At 61.1% G+C, this 18,111-nt stretch carries 16 protein-coding genes and 1 other annotated feature; of the genes, 14 read left to right on the top strand and 2 right to left on the bottom strand.

The window, feature by feature from the left end; genetic code table 11:
• Window positions 1-20: 20 nt before the first annotated feature.
• A complete protein-coding gene (locus V7116_RS09620) occupies window positions 21-1,013 on the top strand; it encodes an alpha/beta hydrolase family protein (protein ID WP_324391699.1) in 993 nt (330 codons plus the stop codon).
• 141 nt (window positions 1,014-1,154) lie between these two features.
• Here V7116_RS09620 and V7116_RS09615 read toward each other — a convergent pair whose 3' ends face one another.
• Window positions 1,155-1,367 carry a cold-shock protein gene (locus V7116_RS09615; protein ID WP_324391698.1) on the bottom strand — a complete coding sequence of 71 codons (213 nt, stop codon included), beginning with the start codon at window positions 1,365-1,367 and terminating at the stop codon, window positions 1,155-1,157.
• Between the two features lie 507 nt (window positions 1,368-1,874).
• On the opposite strand from V7116_RS09615, the gene V7116_RS09610 reads away from it, so the two are divergent.
• The 6 genes from V7116_RS09610 to V7116_RS09585 all read left to right on the top strand — a co-directional run bounded on the left by V7116_RS09610 (window position 1,875) and on the right by V7116_RS09585 (window position 10,508).
• Entirely contained in the window at window positions 1,875-3,536 is a 1,662-nt protein-coding gene (locus V7116_RS09610) for an ABC transporter substrate-binding protein (protein WP_324391697.1), read from the top strand.
• A 391-nt stretch (window positions 3,537-3,927) separates the two neighbouring features.
• The gene (locus tag V7116_RS09605) at window positions 3,928-5,004 is read left to right on the top strand and encodes an ABC transporter permease (RefSeq protein ID WP_324391696.1); all 1,077 of its coding nucleotides are present in this window, start codon (window positions 3,928-3,930) and stop codon (window positions 5,002-5,004) included.
• Window positions 5,005-5,011: 7 nt separating this feature from the next.
• The gene (locus V7116_RS09600) at window positions 5,012-6,946 is read left to right on the top strand and encodes an ABC transporter permease subunit (RefSeq protein WP_324391695.1); all 1,935 of its coding nucleotides are present in this window, start codon (window positions 5,012-5,014) and stop codon (window positions 6,944-6,946) included.
• A gap of 26 nt (window positions 6,947-6,972) precedes the next feature.
• On the top strand, window positions 6,973-8,013 hold the full coding sequence (locus V7116_RS09595; RefSeq protein ID WP_324391694.1) for an ABC transporter ATP-binding protein: 1,041 nt from the start codon (window positions 6,973-6,975) through the stop codon (window positions 8,011-8,013).
• Window positions 8,010-9,026 carry an ABC transporter ATP-binding protein gene (locus tag V7116_RS09590; RefSeq protein ID WP_324391693.1) on the top strand — a complete coding sequence of 339 codons (1,017 nt, stop codon included), beginning with the start codon at window positions 8,010-8,012 and terminating at the stop codon, window positions 9,024-9,026. Before V7116_RS09595 ends, V7116_RS09590 begins: the two co-directional genes overlap by 4 nt.
• 243 nt (window positions 9,027-9,269) lie before the next feature.
• Window positions 9,270-10,508 (top strand): MDR family MFS transporter, encoded by a 1,239-nt coding sequence (locus V7116_RS09585; RefSeq protein WP_324391692.1) that lies wholly within the window; start codon window positions 9,270-9,272, stop codon window positions 10,506-10,508.
• A 10-nt stretch (window positions 10,509-10,518) separates the two neighbouring features.
• On the opposite strand, the gene V7116_RS09580 is transcribed toward V7116_RS09585, so the two are convergent.
• Complete coding sequence (locus V7116_RS09580) at window positions 10,519-10,710, bottom strand: hypothetical protein (protein ID WP_324391691.1); 192 nt, start codon at window positions 10,708-10,710, stop codon at window positions 10,519-10,521.
• A 269-nt stretch (window positions 10,711-10,979) separates the two neighbouring features.
• Between V7116_RS09580 and V7116_RS09575 the strand changes: the two genes are divergently transcribed.
• From V7116_RS09575 to trpC, 7 genes are all read left to right on the top strand, one after another.
• Window positions 10,980-12,119, top strand: a complete 1,140-nt coding sequence (locus tag V7116_RS09575) for an ATP-dependent nuclease (RefSeq protein WP_324391690.1) — start codon at window positions 10,980-10,982, stop codon at window positions 12,117-12,119.
• Window positions 12,120-12,155: 36 nt separating this feature from the next.
• Window positions 12,156-12,680 carry a hypothetical protein gene (locus V7116_RS09570; protein ID WP_324391689.1) on the top strand — a complete coding sequence of 175 codons (525 nt, stop codon included), beginning with the start codon at window positions 12,156-12,158 and terminating at the stop codon, window positions 12,678-12,680.
• Between the two features lie 79 nt (window positions 12,681-12,759).
• Window positions 12,760-13,070: a binding site (T-box leader), on the top strand.
• A 47-nt stretch (window positions 13,071-13,117) separates the two neighbouring features.
• Complete coding sequence (trpE, locus tag V7116_RS09565; RefSeq protein ID WP_324391688.1) at window positions 13,118-14,644, top strand: anthranilate synthase component I; 1,527 nt, start codon at window positions 13,118-13,120, stop codon at window positions 14,642-14,644.
• A gap of 24 nt (window positions 14,645-14,668) precedes the next feature.
• On the top strand, window positions 14,669-15,739 hold the full coding sequence (gene trpS, locus V7116_RS09560; RefSeq protein ID WP_324391687.1) for a tryptophan--tRNA ligase: 1,071 nt from the start codon (window positions 14,669-14,671) through the stop codon (window positions 15,737-15,739).
• Window positions 15,736-16,302 (top strand): anthranilate synthase component II, encoded by a 567-nt coding sequence (locus V7116_RS09555; RefSeq protein WP_324391686.1) that lies wholly within the window; start codon window positions 15,736-15,738, stop codon window positions 16,300-16,302. Before trpS ends, V7116_RS09555 begins: the two co-directional genes overlap by 4 nt.
• A gap of 96 nt (window positions 16,303-16,398) precedes the next feature.
• A complete protein-coding gene (gene trpD / locus V7116_RS09550) occupies window positions 16,399-17,451 on the top strand; it encodes an anthranilate phosphoribosyltransferase (RefSeq protein WP_324391685.1) in 1,053 nt (350 codons plus the stop codon).
• Window positions 17,452-17,467: 16 nt separating this feature from the next.
• The coding region (trpC, locus tag V7116_RS09545; protein ID WP_324391684.1) for an indole-3-glycerol phosphate synthase TrpC at window positions 17,468-18,111 on the top strand (644 nt) is incomplete at its 3' end.

Below are 18,111 nucleotides of genomic sequence, written 5' to 3'. Positions count from 1 at the left end.
GGCCCGGTAGGGAGACTTTTATGACGACACGGATGCGATTGGTGTTACGTGCACTACTTCTCGCGGCGCTGGTGGGGCCGCTGCTGTTGGGCGCGGCGACGCGCTCCCACGCCCAGGACGACGCGCCCTCTACGCCGCCCAACGGCGCGATCGAGAGCATGGAAATGTTTTACGCGTCGGACAATGCCGAATATTACCGCCTGACCTATTGGAGCGACGGCCTGCGCATCAAAGCCTTCATCGGCTGGCCGAAGGGCAACACGCGCTATCCCGCCATTATCTACAATCACGGCGGCGTCTGGGGCGGCGGCAGGCTGGTGGGCCGCGAGATCGTGCCGCTGGTCGAATGCGGCTACGTCGCGGTCGCGTCGCAGTATCGCGGCGTGGGCGGCAGCGAAGGCGCGGAGCAGTTCGGCTGGGGCGAGGTCAACGACGTGCTGGCCCTGATCCCGCTGCTGCAGGCGCTGCCCAACGTCGATCCGGGCCGCATCGGTATGATGGGCGGATCGCGCGGGGGCATGGTGACGTATATGGCCCTCAAGTGGGAAGGCACCAACTGGCGCGACGACATCCAGGCGGCGGTGACCATCGGCGGGGTGGCGGACCTGTTCGCCTGGGCCAAAGAGCGCCCTGACGTGGTAAACACGATCTACCTGCCCCTGATCGGCAAAACGCCCGGCGAGGCATGGGACTGGTACGAGATGCGCTCGGCGATGTATTGGCCGTCGTTGATCAAGACGCCCCTGCTCATTCTGCACGGCGAAGCGGACGATCAGGTGTCGGTGGACCAGTCGCGCAAGCTGTATAAGGCGATCCTGGCGGCGGGCGGCGATGTAACGCTGACCACCATCCCCGGCGGCGACCACTCGCTCAGCGGACAGTCGGGCGGGTACGGGCTGGCGCTGAGCTACTTCAACGCGATCATTGGCCGCGACAGCATGGATCACGATTTCGACCGCCACATCGACCAGATCGGCGTCGTGCTGGAGTGGTTCGCGCAGAACCCGCAGTAGGGCGGAACGGGTAACACGGCAAATAAAAAGCGGCGGGTGGGGAGCACCGCCGCTTGTCTCAATTATATACGTGGCTGAAATAACGTTGGCCGCTGCTTCTCCTGTTGGACGTTGTTTTCTACCGGCAGCGCGCGTACGTATTTACTTCAGGCGGATGACGTCGCTGGCTTGCGGCCCCTTCTGCCCCTGGGTCACTGTGAACTCGACCCGATCACCCTCGTTCAAACTGCGGAATCCCTCGGCGCGGATCGCGCTGTGATGCACGAACACATCTGGGCCATGGTCCTGGGCGATAAACCCGTACCCCTTATCGGCGTTGAACCACTTGACGACACCTGTAACACGGTCTGGCATTGGAAGACTCCTTTTGATGCCAAGCATAACGAGTGATGTAGGGATAGAAGTTAGCCGGAGAAGCTTGCCGGGGTACTGAGTGTTACGCCGGAGGTTGACGTCTGCGTAAACTACCATCTCTACTAGCTTAATTGTACAGGAGAATCGCGCAGGATTACAAAGAGTCCGAAAAATGCTCACTTGACTGTAGTGCACCGTTTAAGCGGTGAATTTGTGTATAATGAACAAGATAGAACACGTTGGCACACGCTATAGTCGCTGGGTGAGTGCTGTGCACGAGATTTTTACTATTTCCCCTACACAGTCCATTGGCATGGCTTTATCTTGCTAAGTCTTCACCTATTCGGTATTTTAAGACATATGGTTTTTTGTACCTTCTGTCTTATTCAAACCTCGGCTACGCTTTAAGTACGACGCGGCGAAAGGAGAGCCTATCGCGGAGGATGTTTCTCATCTGGCAATCTGCGCTTATTTGCACGTAGAGCTAGGAGATAGAAGGGACCTATGATGTCACGCACATTTAGATATACCAGCCTCGCCCTGTTGGTTATCGTGATGGTTGTTTCCGCGGTGGTTGCCCCTGCGACCACCAAGGCGCAAGACTTTGAGCCGATGTCGCTGGCCGCCGAAAACTGCGATTACACCGGTGGTGGCGCGGGCTTCAAGTCGATTGAAGCGATTGATGAACTGACCGTTAAATTTACCCTGTGCACGTCCGATCCGGCGTTCCCGACCAAAGTCGCGTTCTCCGCGTTCCCGATCAACAGCTCCGATTACCTGGAGCAGACCGGCGGCAGTGGCGACCTGATCGATCATCCGATCGGGACCGGCCCCTACATGCTCGACACCTGGACCCGTGGCGACAGTCTGACCCTGAAGGCGTACGATGGCTACTGGGGCGAGCCTGCGAAGGAAGCTACCCTGGTCTTCCGTTGGAACTCCGAAGGCGCGGCGCGCTTGAACGAACTTCAGGCGGGCACGGTGGACGGCATCGACAACCCCAGCCCCGATGACTTCGCCACCATTCGTGAAAATTCCGATCTGGCACTCTATGACCGTCCTCCGCTGAACGTCTTCTACATCGGCTTCAACAACACGATGGAACCGTTCACCGACGTGCGCGTGCGTCAGGCCCTTGCGATGGGCATCGACCGCCAGCGTATTGTGGACAACTTCTACCCGGCAGGCTCGATCGTGGCGACCCAGTTCATGCCGCCCGCGATCTTCGGTTACACGCCCGAAGTCTCCTGGTACAACTTCGATCCTGAAGCGGCGCGCGCGCTGTTGGCCGACGCCGGTTACCCGGATGGGTTCGAGCTTGAGCTGTCCTACCGTGACGTCGTTCGCCCGTACCTGCCCGAGCCGGGCCGCGTGGCGGAAGACCTGCAGGCCCAGCTTGCTGAGAACCTCGGCATCACCGTGAACATCAACGTGATGGAATCCGGTGCGTTCATCGACGCAGCGAACGCGGGCGAACTGCCCTTCTACCTGTTGGGATGGAACGCCGACTATCCTGACGCGACGAACTTCCTGGACTACCACTTCGGTTCCGGCGCGACCCCGCAGTTCGGTGACCTGTTCCCCGAAATCACCGCACCGCTTGCCGAAGCCGGTCAGCTGAGCGACCCGCAGGCCCGTCTGGCCCTGTACGTCACCGCGAATCAGGCGATCAAGGACCTCGTCCCGATGATCCCGGTCGCGCATGGTGCGTCCGCGACGGCCTTCCGCGCGGCCATCACTGGCGCGCACGCCAGCCCGCTGGGCAACGAATACTTCGGCGTGATGGAAAACCCGGATGGCGATCAGCTGGTCTGGATGCAGAACGCAGAGCCTATCGGCCTGTACTGCGCAGATGAGACCGACGGCGAATCGCTGCGTGCTTGCGAGCAGATCAACGAAGCGCTGCTGTCCTACCAGGTTGGCGGCACGGCTGTTGAACCGGCGCTGGCCGTCAGCTACGAAGGCAACGAAGACGCGACCGAGTGGACCTTCCACCTGCGCGAAGGCGTGACCTTCCACGATGGTTCGACGCTCGATGCGAACGACGTGGTTGAGTCCTACATCGTTCAGTGGGACGCTTCCAGCCCGCTGCACGTGGGCCGCGTGGGCGACTTCGCGTACTTCAACGCGCTGTTCGGTGCGTACCTGAACGCTCCGGCTGCCGAGTAATACCGGTTTGGCTTGACCGTTCCAACTGGGGGGCGCTGTCACAGTGCCCCCCGATGTTATGCCGGGGTGGTTTGCCGCGATCCGGAACGATTTTTGAGCCTGCACTGAACGTTTTGCGGCCTAAAAGAGTACTTATTGGGATTGATAGAACCATTTTTATACGGGCAGGTTTGTACGCTTTAGTACGTTTTTAGGTGTTAGGTTGCTGGCCCTTAGCGATCGCTTCAGCCTCCGTTGCGGGACCGGAAACGAACCACTATCACTGGCAGCTAAAAACGGTAACAGGCGCATCCACTGCCGGGCTGTTGGGCGACAGGCACGTCCTCTACGCGCAGCATCCCCGATCTTATTCCTTTTTTCAGTTCGCCGTTTGTAGACGATCGAGGCACGCATGGTAGGTTATCTGGCCCGACGCCTGGCCCTTTCAATCCCGGTCTTGTTGGGCATTCTTTTCGTCACATTCAGCCTGGCGCGGCTGCTGCCCGGCGATCCGTGCCGGTCGGCGTTAGGCGAGCGCGCAACACCACAAATCTGTGACGCGTTCAACGAGCGTTATGGCCTGAACGACCCTATTCCCGAGCAGTTTCGCATCTATATCCGCGACGTGCTGCACGGTGATCTGGGCGATTCGATCAAGTTTGGCCGCCCCGTGAACGAGCTGCTCGTCGAGCGGCTGCCGGTCACGGTCGAGCTGACGTTTTACGCGATGATGTTCGCGATCCTGGTAGGCGTTCCGTCGGGTGTTATCTCAGCCTACTATCATAACTCCGCCATCGACGTCGGCACGATGATCGGCGCGAACGTCGGCGTCTCGATGCCCGTGTTCTGGTTGGGGTTGATGCTGTCGTACCTGTTTGGCGTGGTGCTCAAAGACAGTCCGCTGTGGCTGCCGCCCAGCGGTCGTCTAAGCGCGGGGTTAGCTATCGAGCCGTTTTATCAGGCGTGGGGCATCCACGTGTCGGATACGTCCGCGTTCACCGTGCCGGGTTTCATCGCCAACATCAACACGCTCAACGCGCTGCTGGTCGGTGACTGGCATGCCTTTGGGGATGCGCTTCAGCACATGATCCTGCCTGCCGTGGCGCTGGGCACGATCCCGATGTCGCTGATCGCGCGCATGACGCGCTCCAGCCTGCTCGAAGTGCTGGGCCTCAACTACGTGCGCACAGCGCGTGCGAAGGGTGTGCACGAGGTCGGCGTGGTGCTGCGTCACGGGCTGCGCAACGCGATGCTGCCGGTGGTGACCATCATCGGCCTGTCACTTGGCTCGCTGCTGAGTGGCGCGGTGCTCACCGAAACGATCTTCGGGCTGTCCGGCGTGGGGCGCGTGTTATACGACGCTATCACGGGCCGCGATTACACCGTGGTGCAGGCGTTCACGCTGATCATCGCGGTCATCTTTGTGTTTATCAACCTGGTCGTAGACACGCTCTACGCGTATCTCGATCCTCGCATTCGACTCGAGTAAGACCATCATGCAACGAACAGACCCTGTACCACCCAATGCAGAACTTGTGCCTGCCGATGTCGTGGTGGTGTCGCGCCCATCCAAAAGCCTGTGGCGCGAAACGCTCGAACGGCTGCTGCGCAAACCGTCGGCCATCGTGGGCCTGACGATCCTGACCTTCTTGATCGTCGTCGCCATTTTTGCGCCCGTGATCGCCACGCACGATCCGCTGGCGGTGCTGCTCGATACGCCCGAAGAAGGCGTCGTCAAGCGCATGTCCCCGTGCATTCACCTCTTCGGCTGCCCTACCGCCGGGGACGAGCTTGTGCGGGTGAGCATGGACGCGCCCATCGACGTGAGCGCGCTCAGCGCGACCAACGCCATGATGCTGGCGGCCAGCGGCACGCATGTCGAGATCTGGAGCACCGATAACGGCAAGTCGGTGGCATCGTTCGACCTCGATCATCCCGTCACGGCGGTAAGCTGGAGTCCCAACGACCAGAAGATCCTGGCCGCGATGGATAACGGCGATATTGCCGTGTGGGATCTGACCAGCCGCTCCCTGAGCCGCACGCTAACCCACGAGGGCGGCGCGGACTACGTGGCCTGGAATGCGGATGGCACGCGCTTCCTCAGCGCGGACGCGCATACTGTGCGCCTGTGGGACACGCTGTCGTGGTACGAGATCGCGGCCATCGAGCTGGACGGCGAGCGCATCGCGGCGGCGTGGAACGCCAACGGCACGATGGTCATGACCGCCAGCGGCAGCACCGTCAAGCTGTGGAACGCCTTCACCGGCACGGAAGTGGCGACATTCGAGCACGACGCGCCGGTCACCAGCGCCGTGTTCAACAAAGCCAGCACCAGCATCCTGACCACGAGCGGAAACACGCTGCACATCTGGAACGCCAACTCGTACACCGAAGATCGCGTGATCGAGTATGACGGCGACCTGACTCACGGGGCGTGGGGCGAAGACCTCTCGCGCGGGATCAGCCGCGTGATGGCCGCCAACAGCGACACGGCCCTGGTCTGGAACGCCCGCACGGGCGATCTGCTGTTGGAACTGTCGCACGGGGAGCCGGTTGTGTCGATTGCCAGCAGCCCCCTCGCTACCCGCATCATGACCCAGGGCGAGCACCAGATCCGCGTCTGGGATGCGTCCAACGGCGAGCAGGTGCTCGACTTCGACCGCGAAGAACCGGTGCAGAAAGCCGTATGGGAAAGCACGGGCGGCGCGGTGCTGGTCACCGATGGCAACCAGCTTTCGGCGGTAAAAACGAGCGATAAGCAGTACCTGATGGGCATCGATGGCAACGTGCGCGATCAGTTCAGCCGTGTGGTCTACGGTGCGCGTCTGTCGCTGCTAGTCGGCATCACGACCGTGACCTTCGCCGTGATCATCGGCGTATTCACGGGCTCCGTGGCCGGATACCTGGGCGGCTGGGCCGATAATATCATCATGCGCATCATGGACGTGGTTCTGGCCTTCCCCTCGTTGATCCTGGCGATCGCGGTGGTGACGGTGCTTGGCCCCGGTCTGATCAACGCGCTGCTGGCGATCTCGATCGTATCCATCCCCGCCTATGCGCGTGTGGCACGGTCGGGCGTGCTGGCCGTCAAGGAAGAGGACTACGTGATGGCCGACCGTGTGTTGGGCGTCGCGCCGATCCGCATCCTGTTCCGGCGTATTCTGCCCAACGCGCTCGCGCCGTTGATCGTGCAGGCGACGCTGGGCATCGGCACGGCCATCCTCGACGCGGCGGCGCTGTCGTTCCTGGGCCTGGGCGCGCAGCCGCCCACACCGGAGTGGGGCGCAATGCTCGGCGCGGAACGCAACCAGATTTTCACCGCGCCGCATCTGGTGTTTTATCCCGGTATCGCCATCATGATCACGGTTCTGGCGTTCAACCTGCTGGGCGATGGCCTGCGGGACGCGCTCGACCCGCGCCTGGACCGCTAAGTACGTTTTGAGTGTATGGGAACAGCATGAGCGACAAGCAGAACGGTAACACCCATAAGGATACTTCCTCCGAGCCTCCGTTGTTGGAGGTCCGGGATCTCCGCACCTACTTCTTCACCCGCGAGGGCACGGTCAAGGCCGTGGACGGGGTGAGCTTCGCCGTGCAGCGCGGCGAGATTCGCGGCATCGTAGGCGAATCTGGCTGCGGCAAGAGCATGACCGCCCTCTCGATCCTGCGGCTGGTCGATAAGCCGGGCCGGATCGTTTCCGGCGAAGTGTGCTTCAAGGGCGAAGACCTGCTCGAGAAGTCCGCACAGGAAATGACCAAAGTGCGCGGCGAGCAGATCAGCATGATCTTCCAGGAGCCGAAATCGTCGCTGAACCCGGTGTTCCGGGTAGGCACGCAGCTTGTGGAGGTGCTCAAGGTGCACCACGTCGCCAAGCGCAAAGCCAATGAGCTGCGCGCAGTCGAGCTGCTGCGCGAGGTCGGCATCCCCGACCCTGAGCGGCGCGTGAGCAACTACCCGCACGAAATGTCGGGCGGCATGGCGCAGCGCGTCATGATTGCGATGGGCATGGCGCTTGCGCCGGATCTGCTCATCGCGGACGAGCCGACGACCGCGCTCGACGTGACGATCCAGGCGCAGGTGCTGGACCTGATCCGCCGCCTGCGCGACGAGCACGGCATGGCCGTGATGCTGATCACGCACGACATGGGCGTCGTGGCGGAAATGGCCGACATCGTGACGGTGATGTACGCTGGGACCGCCGTCGAAGAGGCGGCGACCGAGCCGCTGTTCGACGAGCCGCTGCACCCCTACACCCAGGGGCTGATCGCCTCCATCCCGGTGATGGGCCAGATCAAGGAGCGGCTGGATGTGATCCCCGGCAACGTGCCGAACCTGATCGATATGCCGCCGGGCTGCCGCTTCGCGCCGCGCTGTCGCGCCCGCGTGGAGCACGGTCTGACGCGCTGCGAGGTCGAGGAGCCGCACATGATCGAGGCCCGGCCTGGGCACTTCGTCCGGTGCTGGCTGTATGAAGACGGAGGCGAGGACAACGCATGAGCGAGCCTCAGAACCTGTTGGAAGTCCGGGGATTGAAGGTCCATTTCCCCGTCAAAAGCAGCCTGCTTAAGCGCACCGTCGGTCTGGTCAAGGCCGTGGACGGCATCGACCTCGACGTGAAGCGAGGCGAGATTTTGGGGCTGGTGGGCGAATCCGGCTGCGGCAAGACCACGGCGGGCCGCGCGATCCTGCGCCTGATCGAAGCGACCGAGGGATCGGTCATGTTCGACGGCACGGACATCTTCAAGTTGAGTCATGCCGAGATGAAGCCCTATCGCGCCGACATGCAGCTCGTGTTCCAGGACCCATACTCGTCGCTCGATCCGCGCTCGAAGGTGGGCGACATCGTGGGCGAGGGGCTGCGCGTGCACGGCGTGCACGACGCTGGCGAACGCCGCGAGCGCGTGCTCAAGGCGCTGGAAATGGTCGGCCTGACGGAAGCGCACATGCGGCGCTTCCCGCACGAATTTTCCGGCGGGCAGCGGCAGCGCATCGGCATCGCGCGGGCGCTGGTGCTCAACCCCAAGTTCATCGTGTGCGACGAGCCGGTCTCCGCGCTGGACGTCTCGATCCAGTCGCAGGTGCTGAATCTGCTCAAAGACCTTCAGGAAGAACTCGATCTGACGCTGCTGTTCATCGCACATGACCTCAGCGTGGTGGAGCACCTGTGCAACCGTGTCGCGGTGATGTACCTCGGCAAGATCGTGGAGATCAGCAGCCGCGAGCAGTTGTTCGGCAGTCCGCAGCACCCCTACACCCAGGCGCTGATGTCTGCGATCCCCGTGGCGGACCCGAAGGCCAAACGCGAACGCATCATCCTGCAAGGCGATCCGCCCAGCCCACTGAATCCGCCCTCCGGCTGCCGTTTCCATACGCGCTGCCGCGAGGCCATCGACGTGTGCTCGACCGCCGAGCCGCAGTTGGTGGATCTCGGCGTGAATCACCTGTGCGCGTGCCACGTGCGCGAGATGCAGATGAAGCAGGCCCGCGCCGAATCGCTGCAATTGGTATAGCGACACGATTTCTGAACGGTTTGTAAGGGCGGGGCGCAACCCGCCCTTTTTTGTGCCACCGCCCAGCTCCGTATGTCGCTGTAGGGGCGTATCGCTATACGCCCCTACCAAACCATGCTCTTGCGAAAATAGCGATTTCCCGCTCACATGGTCCCACGCGGACCTATACGCGATCCGTCCGCTGCGCTACAATGGACCGGGTTCACCAGTTGCGCAACTTTGCACCTATGAAAGAGGCCGCGTGTGAAGCGCACTTTGCGCGCCGGGCGATTCTCGGCGCAGATGTGGCTGTTGGCCGGGGGCACGTTCCTGGGCAGCTTGAGCCTGAGCCTGATCTGGCCGTTCCTCACCATCTACATCCGCGAGCAGCTCGACGTCCCGCTGACGACCGTCACCTCGCTGTTCACGCTGCAATCGGTCGCGGGGCTGGCAGGCACGATGATCATCAGCCCGCTGATGGACCGCTTCGGACGTCGGAACGCGATGGTGATCGGGCTGGTGGCGAGCGGCCTGAATCTGCTGGCGATGAGCGGCGCAAGCACGCTCTGGCAGTGGGCGATCCTCGTCCCGCTGTACGGCGTGGTGAACAGTGTCTTCCGCATCGGCAGCTTTGCGATGGTCGCGGATATGGTCGATTCCGCCCACCGCGCGGAGGTTTTCGCGCTGCTGCGCATGGGCGACAACCTGGGCATTGCGCTGGGTCCTGCGCTGGGCGGCCTGCTGATCTCGGTCGGCTATACGCTGACGTACATTATCGCGGCGACGATTCAAGTCGTGCTGGCGGTGTTCGTGCTGATGATGCTGCGCGAGACGCTGCCGGAGCACGGCGCGCCGTCTGCGTCCGGGGTGCGCGTGCCCTCGCTCGGCTACGGGCCGCTGCTGCGCGACCGCGTCTTCCTGAGCATGTGGGGCTTCTACATCCTGGTGCAGATCGCCAACTCGATGGTGTTCATGCTGCTGGGCGTCTACGTCAAGGAAAATTACGCGATCAACGAGGAAGTCTACGGCTGGATCATCGTCGTGAACGCCGTGCTGATCGTCGTGTTCCAGTACGCCGTGACGCGCCAGACCGACCGCCACGCGCCGCTGCTCATGCTGATGTTGGGCGCGCTGCTGTACGCCGCCGGAACGGGGATCTTCGCCCTTAGCCGAGACGTGGCGGGCTTCGTGTTGGGAATGTCCGTGCTGACGTTCGGGGAAATGGTGATCGTGCCCACCGCGACGACCGTCACCGCCAACCTCGCCCCGGTCGATATGCGGGCGCGCTACATGGGCGCGTTCAGCCTATCGTTCCGCATCGGATCGGGGATTGGGCCGCTGGCGGGCGGCTGGCTGAGCGAATCGATCGCCCCTGCCGCGACGTGGTTCGGCGGCGCGGTGGTGTGCCTGATCGCCGCTGCCGGCTATCTGGGATTGGGGCGCATCCCGGCGTTTGGCGCGCGCATGCTGCCGCCCGCCGCAAACGCCGAACCCACTGCCTAGCGAGACGTCGCTAGAGCATGCCCAGGAACGCGTTATAAATCAGCAGGAACACGCCGCAGGCGATGAAAAACAGCCCCAGGCGATCCTGTACGCGATCCCATGCCTCGGTGCGCTCGATGGTGTTGCCCAGCGCGCGCTGCAAGACCATGGCGTCAAACCACCACAGATTTTTCATGTAAATACGGGATAACCCAACAGTCATGAGGAGAAGTCCGGCGAGGATGATCATGATGATACCTACTATGCTCCCAAACTAGTCGTTGGGCGCTGAGCATAGCATATTTGGGGCCTCTATGGGTGTGAAGATACTGTGAAGATCGAAAACCTGTAAGGTGCGCTTAGCGGGTGGGTGACAAACCTCGATTATTTTTATACAGAGAAAATTTTATCTTTTGTATACTGCAACTATGTAATATAATCACATCACAATTCTCTGTGATAATATGAGATTTCACCCTTGAGGTAACTCACATGTTTTTCAAGAGCATCGAGTTCAATGGCTTAGGCCCTTTTCCAGAAGCTACGATTTTAGATATTGAACCAGACGTTACAGTTTTAACTGGTCGAAATGATGTTGGAAAATCATTTATATTACATGCTATTCAATTACTTTGTACGAGTAAACCAATTAGTGAGCAAGATGCAAATCTTTTTCATGTTCATATGGGAACTAAGATTTGGAACGAAAACCCAAATTTAAACTGTACTGTAACTGCTGTTCTAACTAAGAAAACCAGTCGATTTGTTGAAAGCGCACAGGTAGGCGATGAGATATCCATAGAGTTTACATTGGCCCCTGAGCTTTACTCTAGTAGGATTGCGTCCCATAGAAGAGATCGAGGTGTAATAGCTTCTGCTTCTAAGAAGTTTTCTCATATGCCTCGCGCCATCACATATTCGTCAGTGTATGAAATTGGCAATGCGATCGATTTATTTAATCCTAATCCAGTAGAAGAGATATTTATACGTCGAGCCTTTGGGGCTGATGCTATTCTAAAACTCAATTCTAGTAGTGAGTCTGTACAGGGAATTATATTACGGCAAGCCGGTAGGGCGATATCGCAACATTTGTCCCGTATTTTGCCCTTGGAAATGGATATGACAGTTCATTTCCGGCTTAAGGAAAGTCTCTTGTATGTCGATTTGGAAGATATATATTTTACAAGTACACCACTTAGCTTTCGAGGAGCTGGCGTCCGTAAAGTTTTGAGTGTTGTTTCACAACTCTTAGAGATACCAAAAGACCAGGAGTGCGTACTACTTCTTGATGAACCGGAGAACGGACTTCATGCTGATGCTCAACATGAGTTAAGGAGATTTTTAGAGGGATTAGCCCTTTCCGAATCGATCCAAATTATTTATGCTACGCATTCTCCGAGCATGATCAATCCGATTCGCCCAAGGACGCTTCGATTACTGGAGCGAACGGGTTCCAATGATAGTTTCGCACAGTATGCAGTTACACGAATTAATAATCGTCCCATACACGATAATTATTTGAATATTCGGAATAGCCTAGGGATCTGGCCATCTGATTCACTTCTCTATGCTCCGATTACCGTAATCGTAGAAGGTATAACGGAAAAACTATGTATTCCTTATTTGTTGTAGCGTTTATATGAGGAAGGTGTAAAAGGGTTTGAAGGCTTGGCCCATACTGCACCCCTGATTTCGTATTGTGATGGTGGTGGAGATAGTTACGCATATATTGCTGGAATTGCCATTTCAAATCAGTGTAATCCGGTAATTTTCCTTGATGGGGATAAAAACAACCCTAACAAAGTAGAGAAGGTAAAAAAGAAGTATGATCAAATACCGATTATCTACTTAACCCAAACAGAGTTTGAGGAAATCCTTCCCAGAGGAATTTATTTTCAATCGCTAAAGAAGATTACTAAGGAAAATAGCATTGATTTAACGGCCTTTGAAGTTTGGGTACAGGATCAGGCAAAGTCTGAAGATCGTCAAAAGAAGAGTATTCCAGATAGAGCATTCACAAAGCAGTTAGAGGCATGGCTAGCCGAGTCTCATAAAGATATCATCTACCAAAAGGCCGAGGTAATGAATGAAGCCGTAAAGTTAGTGGATGTCAAAGACATTGACACTACCAAACTACTTGAACTAGTTCAAGTGATAGACTCTCTTTTCAAGGAGCTATATGGCACAAGGTGACCGCATATATATCTATTAAGGCTACTTCTTGACAGCCCCCGCCGTTTCGTGCTATTGTTTGCGCTATCAACTGAACATCCCACAGGCGTTGATCTGGAAAAGTACACGCCGAAGCGAAGGTCAGAGAGCCGCCGGGTGCTGTGAAGGCGGTCCTAGCGCGGGCGTGGAATGGTCCAGGGAGCCGTACCGTCAAACGGGCGTTCCCCAGTAGACGGCACCGGAGGCCCCACCGTTATCACGGGGACGGGTATCGATGCGCGAGCGTCCGTACTCTGCAAAGTGAAGCTGGCTTCCTGACGAAACAATCCGCGATCACCGTGGATTTTTTGTTTCTAGGGCACAGTCGCTTAACCAAGGTGGCACCACGGGATTCCCCCTCTCGTCCTTGAACGCAGAGGGGGATTTTTGATCCTGTCACCGACCGGAGGCGACCGAAAATGGCCATTTCACCCAACCCCGAACTCACCCGCGTCCGCGCGACCCCCGACCGCGAGACGGCCCGCCGCTTGTTCGACCAGGGCGACCTCGTGCCCGTCTACCGCACGCTGCTGGCCGACCTGGAAACGCCCGTGTCCGTGTACCTCAAGCTGGCGCAGGGGGGCGGACCGTCGTTCCTGCTGGAAAGCGTCGAGGGCGGCGAGCAGATCGGGCGCTATTCGTTTATGGGCGTCCGGCCCAAGGGCATGGTCACCGTGCAGGACAACCGCGTGACGGTGACGCGCCACGGCGACACGTCCACGCGCGACCTGCTGCCCGGCGAAGATCCGCTGCACGTGGTCGAGCGCGAGTTCGAGCGCGTCCAGCCGGTGCGCATCGACGGGCTGCCGCGTTTCATCGGCGGCGCGGTCGGCTACGCGAGCTACGACATGGTGCGCTACTTCGAGCGCCTGCCCGCCACGGCGACGGACGAGCTGCACCTGCCCGACGCGGCGTTCATGCTGGCCGATACGCTGGTGATCTTCGACCACGCGCGCCACCAGTTGATCGTGCTGGCGAACGCGCACAACACGGGCGATCCCGACGCGGCCTACGACGACGCGCTGGCCCGCATCGATGGCATCATCGAGGCGCTGGCACAGCCGCTGCCCTTCCTGCCCGATCGGGAATCCAGCACCGAGGCGGACAGCACGCTGCATTCCAACATGACGCGCGAACAGTACGAGGCCAACGTGCGCGCCGCGAAGGAATACATCGCGGCGGGCGACGCCTTCCAGATCGTGCTGTCGCAGCGCTTCAGCCGCCGCACCACGGCGGAGCCGTTCACCATTTATCGCGCGCTGCGGGCGCTCAACCCCTCGCCCTACATGTTCTTCCTGCGCTACGATGACGACCTGAGCGTGATCGGCGCGTCGCCGGAAATGATGGTCCGGCTGGAGGACGGCATCGCCACGGCACGGCCCATCGCGGGCACGCGTCCGCGCGGCAAGTCCGAGGCGGAGGACGACGCGCTGGAAGCCGAACTGCTCGCGGACGAAAAAGAGCGCGCGGAGCACGTCATGCTGGTCGATCTGGGCCGCAACGACCTGGGCCGCGTCTGCGACTACGGCACGGTGCGCGTCCCGGCGATGATGTACGTCGAGCGCTACTCGCACGTGATGCACATCGTCAGCCAGGTGCAGGGGCAGATCCGCCAGGGGATGAGCGCGTTCGACCTGCTGCGCGCGACCTTCCCCGCCGGGACGCTCAGCGGCGCGCCGAAGGTCCGCGCGATGGAGATCATCGAGGAATTGGAAGGTACGCGGCGCGGACCGTACGGCGGCGCGGTGGGCTACTTCAGCTTCGACGGCTCGATGGACACCTGCATCACGATCCGCACGATGGTCATGCAGGGCGACACGGTGTATTTCCAGTCGGGCGCGGGCATCGTCGCGGACAGCGACCCGGCGCGCGAATACGACGAGACGGTCAACAAGGCGCGCGCGGTGGCGGTGGCCGTCACCAACGCAGAAGACGGGCTGGCTTAGCGCCGCGCACGGGAGATCGGACCGATGGCAGAACGCAAACGCCTTCTCACCGGCGACCGTCCCACGGGGCGGCTGCACCTGGGCCACTACATCGGCACGCTCAAGAACCGCGTGAAGTACCAGCACGCCTACGAGAGCTATTTCATCGTCGCGGACCTGCACATGCTGACCACCAAACATGCGCCGGAAGACATCGCGCAGGTGGACGCCAACGCGCGGCAGCTCGTGCTGGACGCGATCGCGGCGGGCATCGAGCCGGAACAGGTCACGTTTTACCTGCAGTCCGGCGTGCACGAGATCCACGAGATGCAGACGCTGCTGCAAAATCTGGTGACCGTCTCGCGGCTGGAACGCATCCCCAGCCTGAAGGACATGGCGCGCGCGGCCAACATCGAGATGCCGCACGGGCTGCTCGGCTACCCGGTCTTGCAGGCGGCGGACATCCTGTGCGTGCGGTCGCATCTCGTGCCGGTCGGCAAGGACAACATCGCGCACGTCGAGGTCACGCGCGAGATCGCGCGGCGCTTCAACAGCCTGTACGGCGATGTCTTCCCCGTGCCCGAAGGTGAATTGGGCGAAGTCGCCACGCTGGTCGGCACGGATGGGCAGGCCAAGATGAGCAAGAGCCTCGACAACGCGATCTTCCTCAGTGACGACGCGCGCACGGTCGAGCATAAGGTGATGCGCATGTACACCGATCCCAACCGCGTGCGGGCCGACATCCCCGGCACGGTCGAGGGCAACCCGGTGTTCATCTATCACGACGCGTTCAACCCGGATCGCGCGGCGGTGGAGGCGCTCAAGGCGCGCTACCGTGCGGGCAAGGTCGGGGACGTGGAAGTGAAAGAAGCGCTCGCGGCAGCGATCAACGCGCTGCTGGACCCGATGCGCGAGCGGCGGGTCCAGTACGACCAGTCCGGGCGGATCGAAGCGATCCTGCTCGACGGCACGGAACGCGTCCGTGCCGAAACACAGCAGACTCTTGCCGTCATGCGCAAGGCGATGGGCTTCACAGGTGTGTGGAACCGGATGCGGCGTAAGGCAGATACGTACACCAAGCAGCAGATGCAGCAGCAGGAGAAGGTACAGCCATGATCGTCGTCGTCGATAACTACGACAGCTTTACGTACAACCTCGTGCAGGTGATGGGCGAACTGGGCGCGGACCTGTGCGTCGTGCGCAACGACCAGGCCACCGTCGAGGACATCAAAGCCATGCGGCCCTCGCACATCGTGATCTCGCCGGGGCCGGGCACGCCGGACGACGGCGGCATCTCGCTCGACGTGATCCGCGAGATGGGGTCGCACACGCCGGTGTTGGGCGTGTGCCTGGGCCACCAGTGCATCGGGCAGGCGTACGGCGGCGTCGTGACGCGCGCCCCGCGCCTGATGCACGGCAAGGTCAGCCCGGTGTACCACCGCAGCACGCCGCTGTTTACGGGCGTGCCGAACCCCTTCGACGCGACGCGCTACCACAGCCTGATCGTGCAGGAGCCACTGCCGGATTCGCTGGTGATCACGGCCTTCACCGAGGCGGGCGAGGTCATGGCGCTGCGGCACAAGGAGCATCCGGTGGTGGGCGTGCAGTTCCACCCGGAGAGCATTCTGACGAAATTCGGCCCGCGCCTGCTGCAAAATTTCCTGGAGAACCGGCTGTAGGACAGGGCCTGGACTGATTTGGGTAGGGGCAATTCATGAATTGCCCCTACGGGAAAACCACGGCGATTAGAATCACGGCACACAAAGAAGGGCATCATGACAGGGCAAGAGACGATGGACATTCAGCGCGCAATTGAGATCATCAGCCGGTTCGGCCACCTGCAAACGGAAGACGCCGAAGACGTGATGAACCAGATCATGGCCGGGGAAGCGAGCGAGGCGCAGATCGGCGCGTATTTGATGGGCCTGCGCATGAAGGGCGAAACGCAGGAAGAAATCGTGGGCAGCGCGCGAGCGATGCGCGCCAACGCGATCCGCGTGCCGATCGGCGCGGGCGGCGACCTGATCGACACCTGCGGCACCGGCGGCGACAAGTCCGGCACGTTCAACATCAGCACGACCGTCGCGTTCGTGGCGGCGGGCGCAGGGCTGAAGGTCGCCAAACACGGCAACCGCGCCGCGACGAGCAAGTGCGGCAGCGCGGACGTGCTCGGTGCGCTCGGCGTCAACCTGGATCTGACGCCGGAGCAGGTCGGGCAGTGCGTGGACGAGGTCGGGATCGGCTTCCTGTTTGCGCCCAAGCTGCACCCCGCGATGAAGTACGCCGTCGGGCCGCGCAAGCAGATGGGCGTGCGCACGATCTTCAACATCCTGGGCCCGCTGACCAATCCGGCAGGCGCGCAGCGGCAGCTCATGGGCGTCTTCACGCCGGACCTGACCGACTTTCTGGCACACGTGCTGGGCGAGTTGGGTTCGGTGTCCGCGATGGTCGTGTCCGGCTACGGCGGCCTGGACGAGCTGACCACGACCGGCCCCAACCGCGTCAGCCACTTCCACGACGGCGCGGTCGAGACGTACGATCTCGACCCGACCGCGTACAATCTGGACCCGGCGCACATCTCCGATCTGCTTGGCGGTGACCCGGCCACCAACGCGGCGATCCTGCGCGGCATCCTCAGCGGCGAGGTGGACAGCGCCAAGCGTGACGTGGTGCTGCTCAACGCGGGCGCGGCACTGGTCGCGGGCGGCGTCGCGCCGGACATCGCGGCGGGCATCGCGCAGGCGGCGGAGATCATCGACAGCGGCGCGGCGCTCGCCAAGCTGGATGCGCTGATCGCGTGCAGCCAGAAGTTTGCGGTCGTGCAGTAATGGAACGGAATTGAGCATGGGACAGGCCAGATTTATCCGCACGCAAACCGTGCTAGACAAGATCCTCGACAACACCGCACAGGAAGTCGCCGCGCGGCAGCAGATCACGCCGCTGGCGGCCATGATCGACGCGGCAGAGCGCACTGATCCGCCGCGCGATTTTGCCGGGGCGCTGCGCCGCGAGACGGTCGCGCTGATCGCGGAGGTCAAGCACGCCTCGCCCTCGCGCGGGGTTCTGGTCGAGCCGTTCGATCCCGTGGCGCTGGCGACGACCTACGCCGCCAACGGCGCGGCGGCGATCTCCGTGCTGACGGACGCGCGCTTTTTTCAGGGCAGCCTGGACGACCTGCGCGCGGTGCGGGCGGCGGTGGATGTGCCCGTGCTGCGCAAGGACTTCGTGCTGGACTTTTATCAGGTCTACGAGGCGCGGGCGGCTGGCGCGGACGCGGTGCTGCTGATCGTGGCGGCGCTGGATGATGCTCAGTTGGCGGATCTGTACGCGCTGGTGCGGTCGCTGGACCTGACCGCGCTGGTCGAGGTGCACGACGAGGCGGAGCTGGATCGCGCGCTGCACATCGGCGCGCGGGTGATCGGAATCAACAACCGCGACCTGCACACCTTCAACGTGGATCTGGGCACGACGGCGCGCCTCGCGCAGCG

The organism is Aggregatilinea sp., assembly GCF_036822615.1.
Taxonomy (GTDB): Bacteria; Chloroflexota; Anaerolineae; order Aggregatilineales; family Aggregatilineaceae; genus Aggregatilinea.
This window is presented reverse-complemented; position numbering and strand designations above follow the sequence as displayed.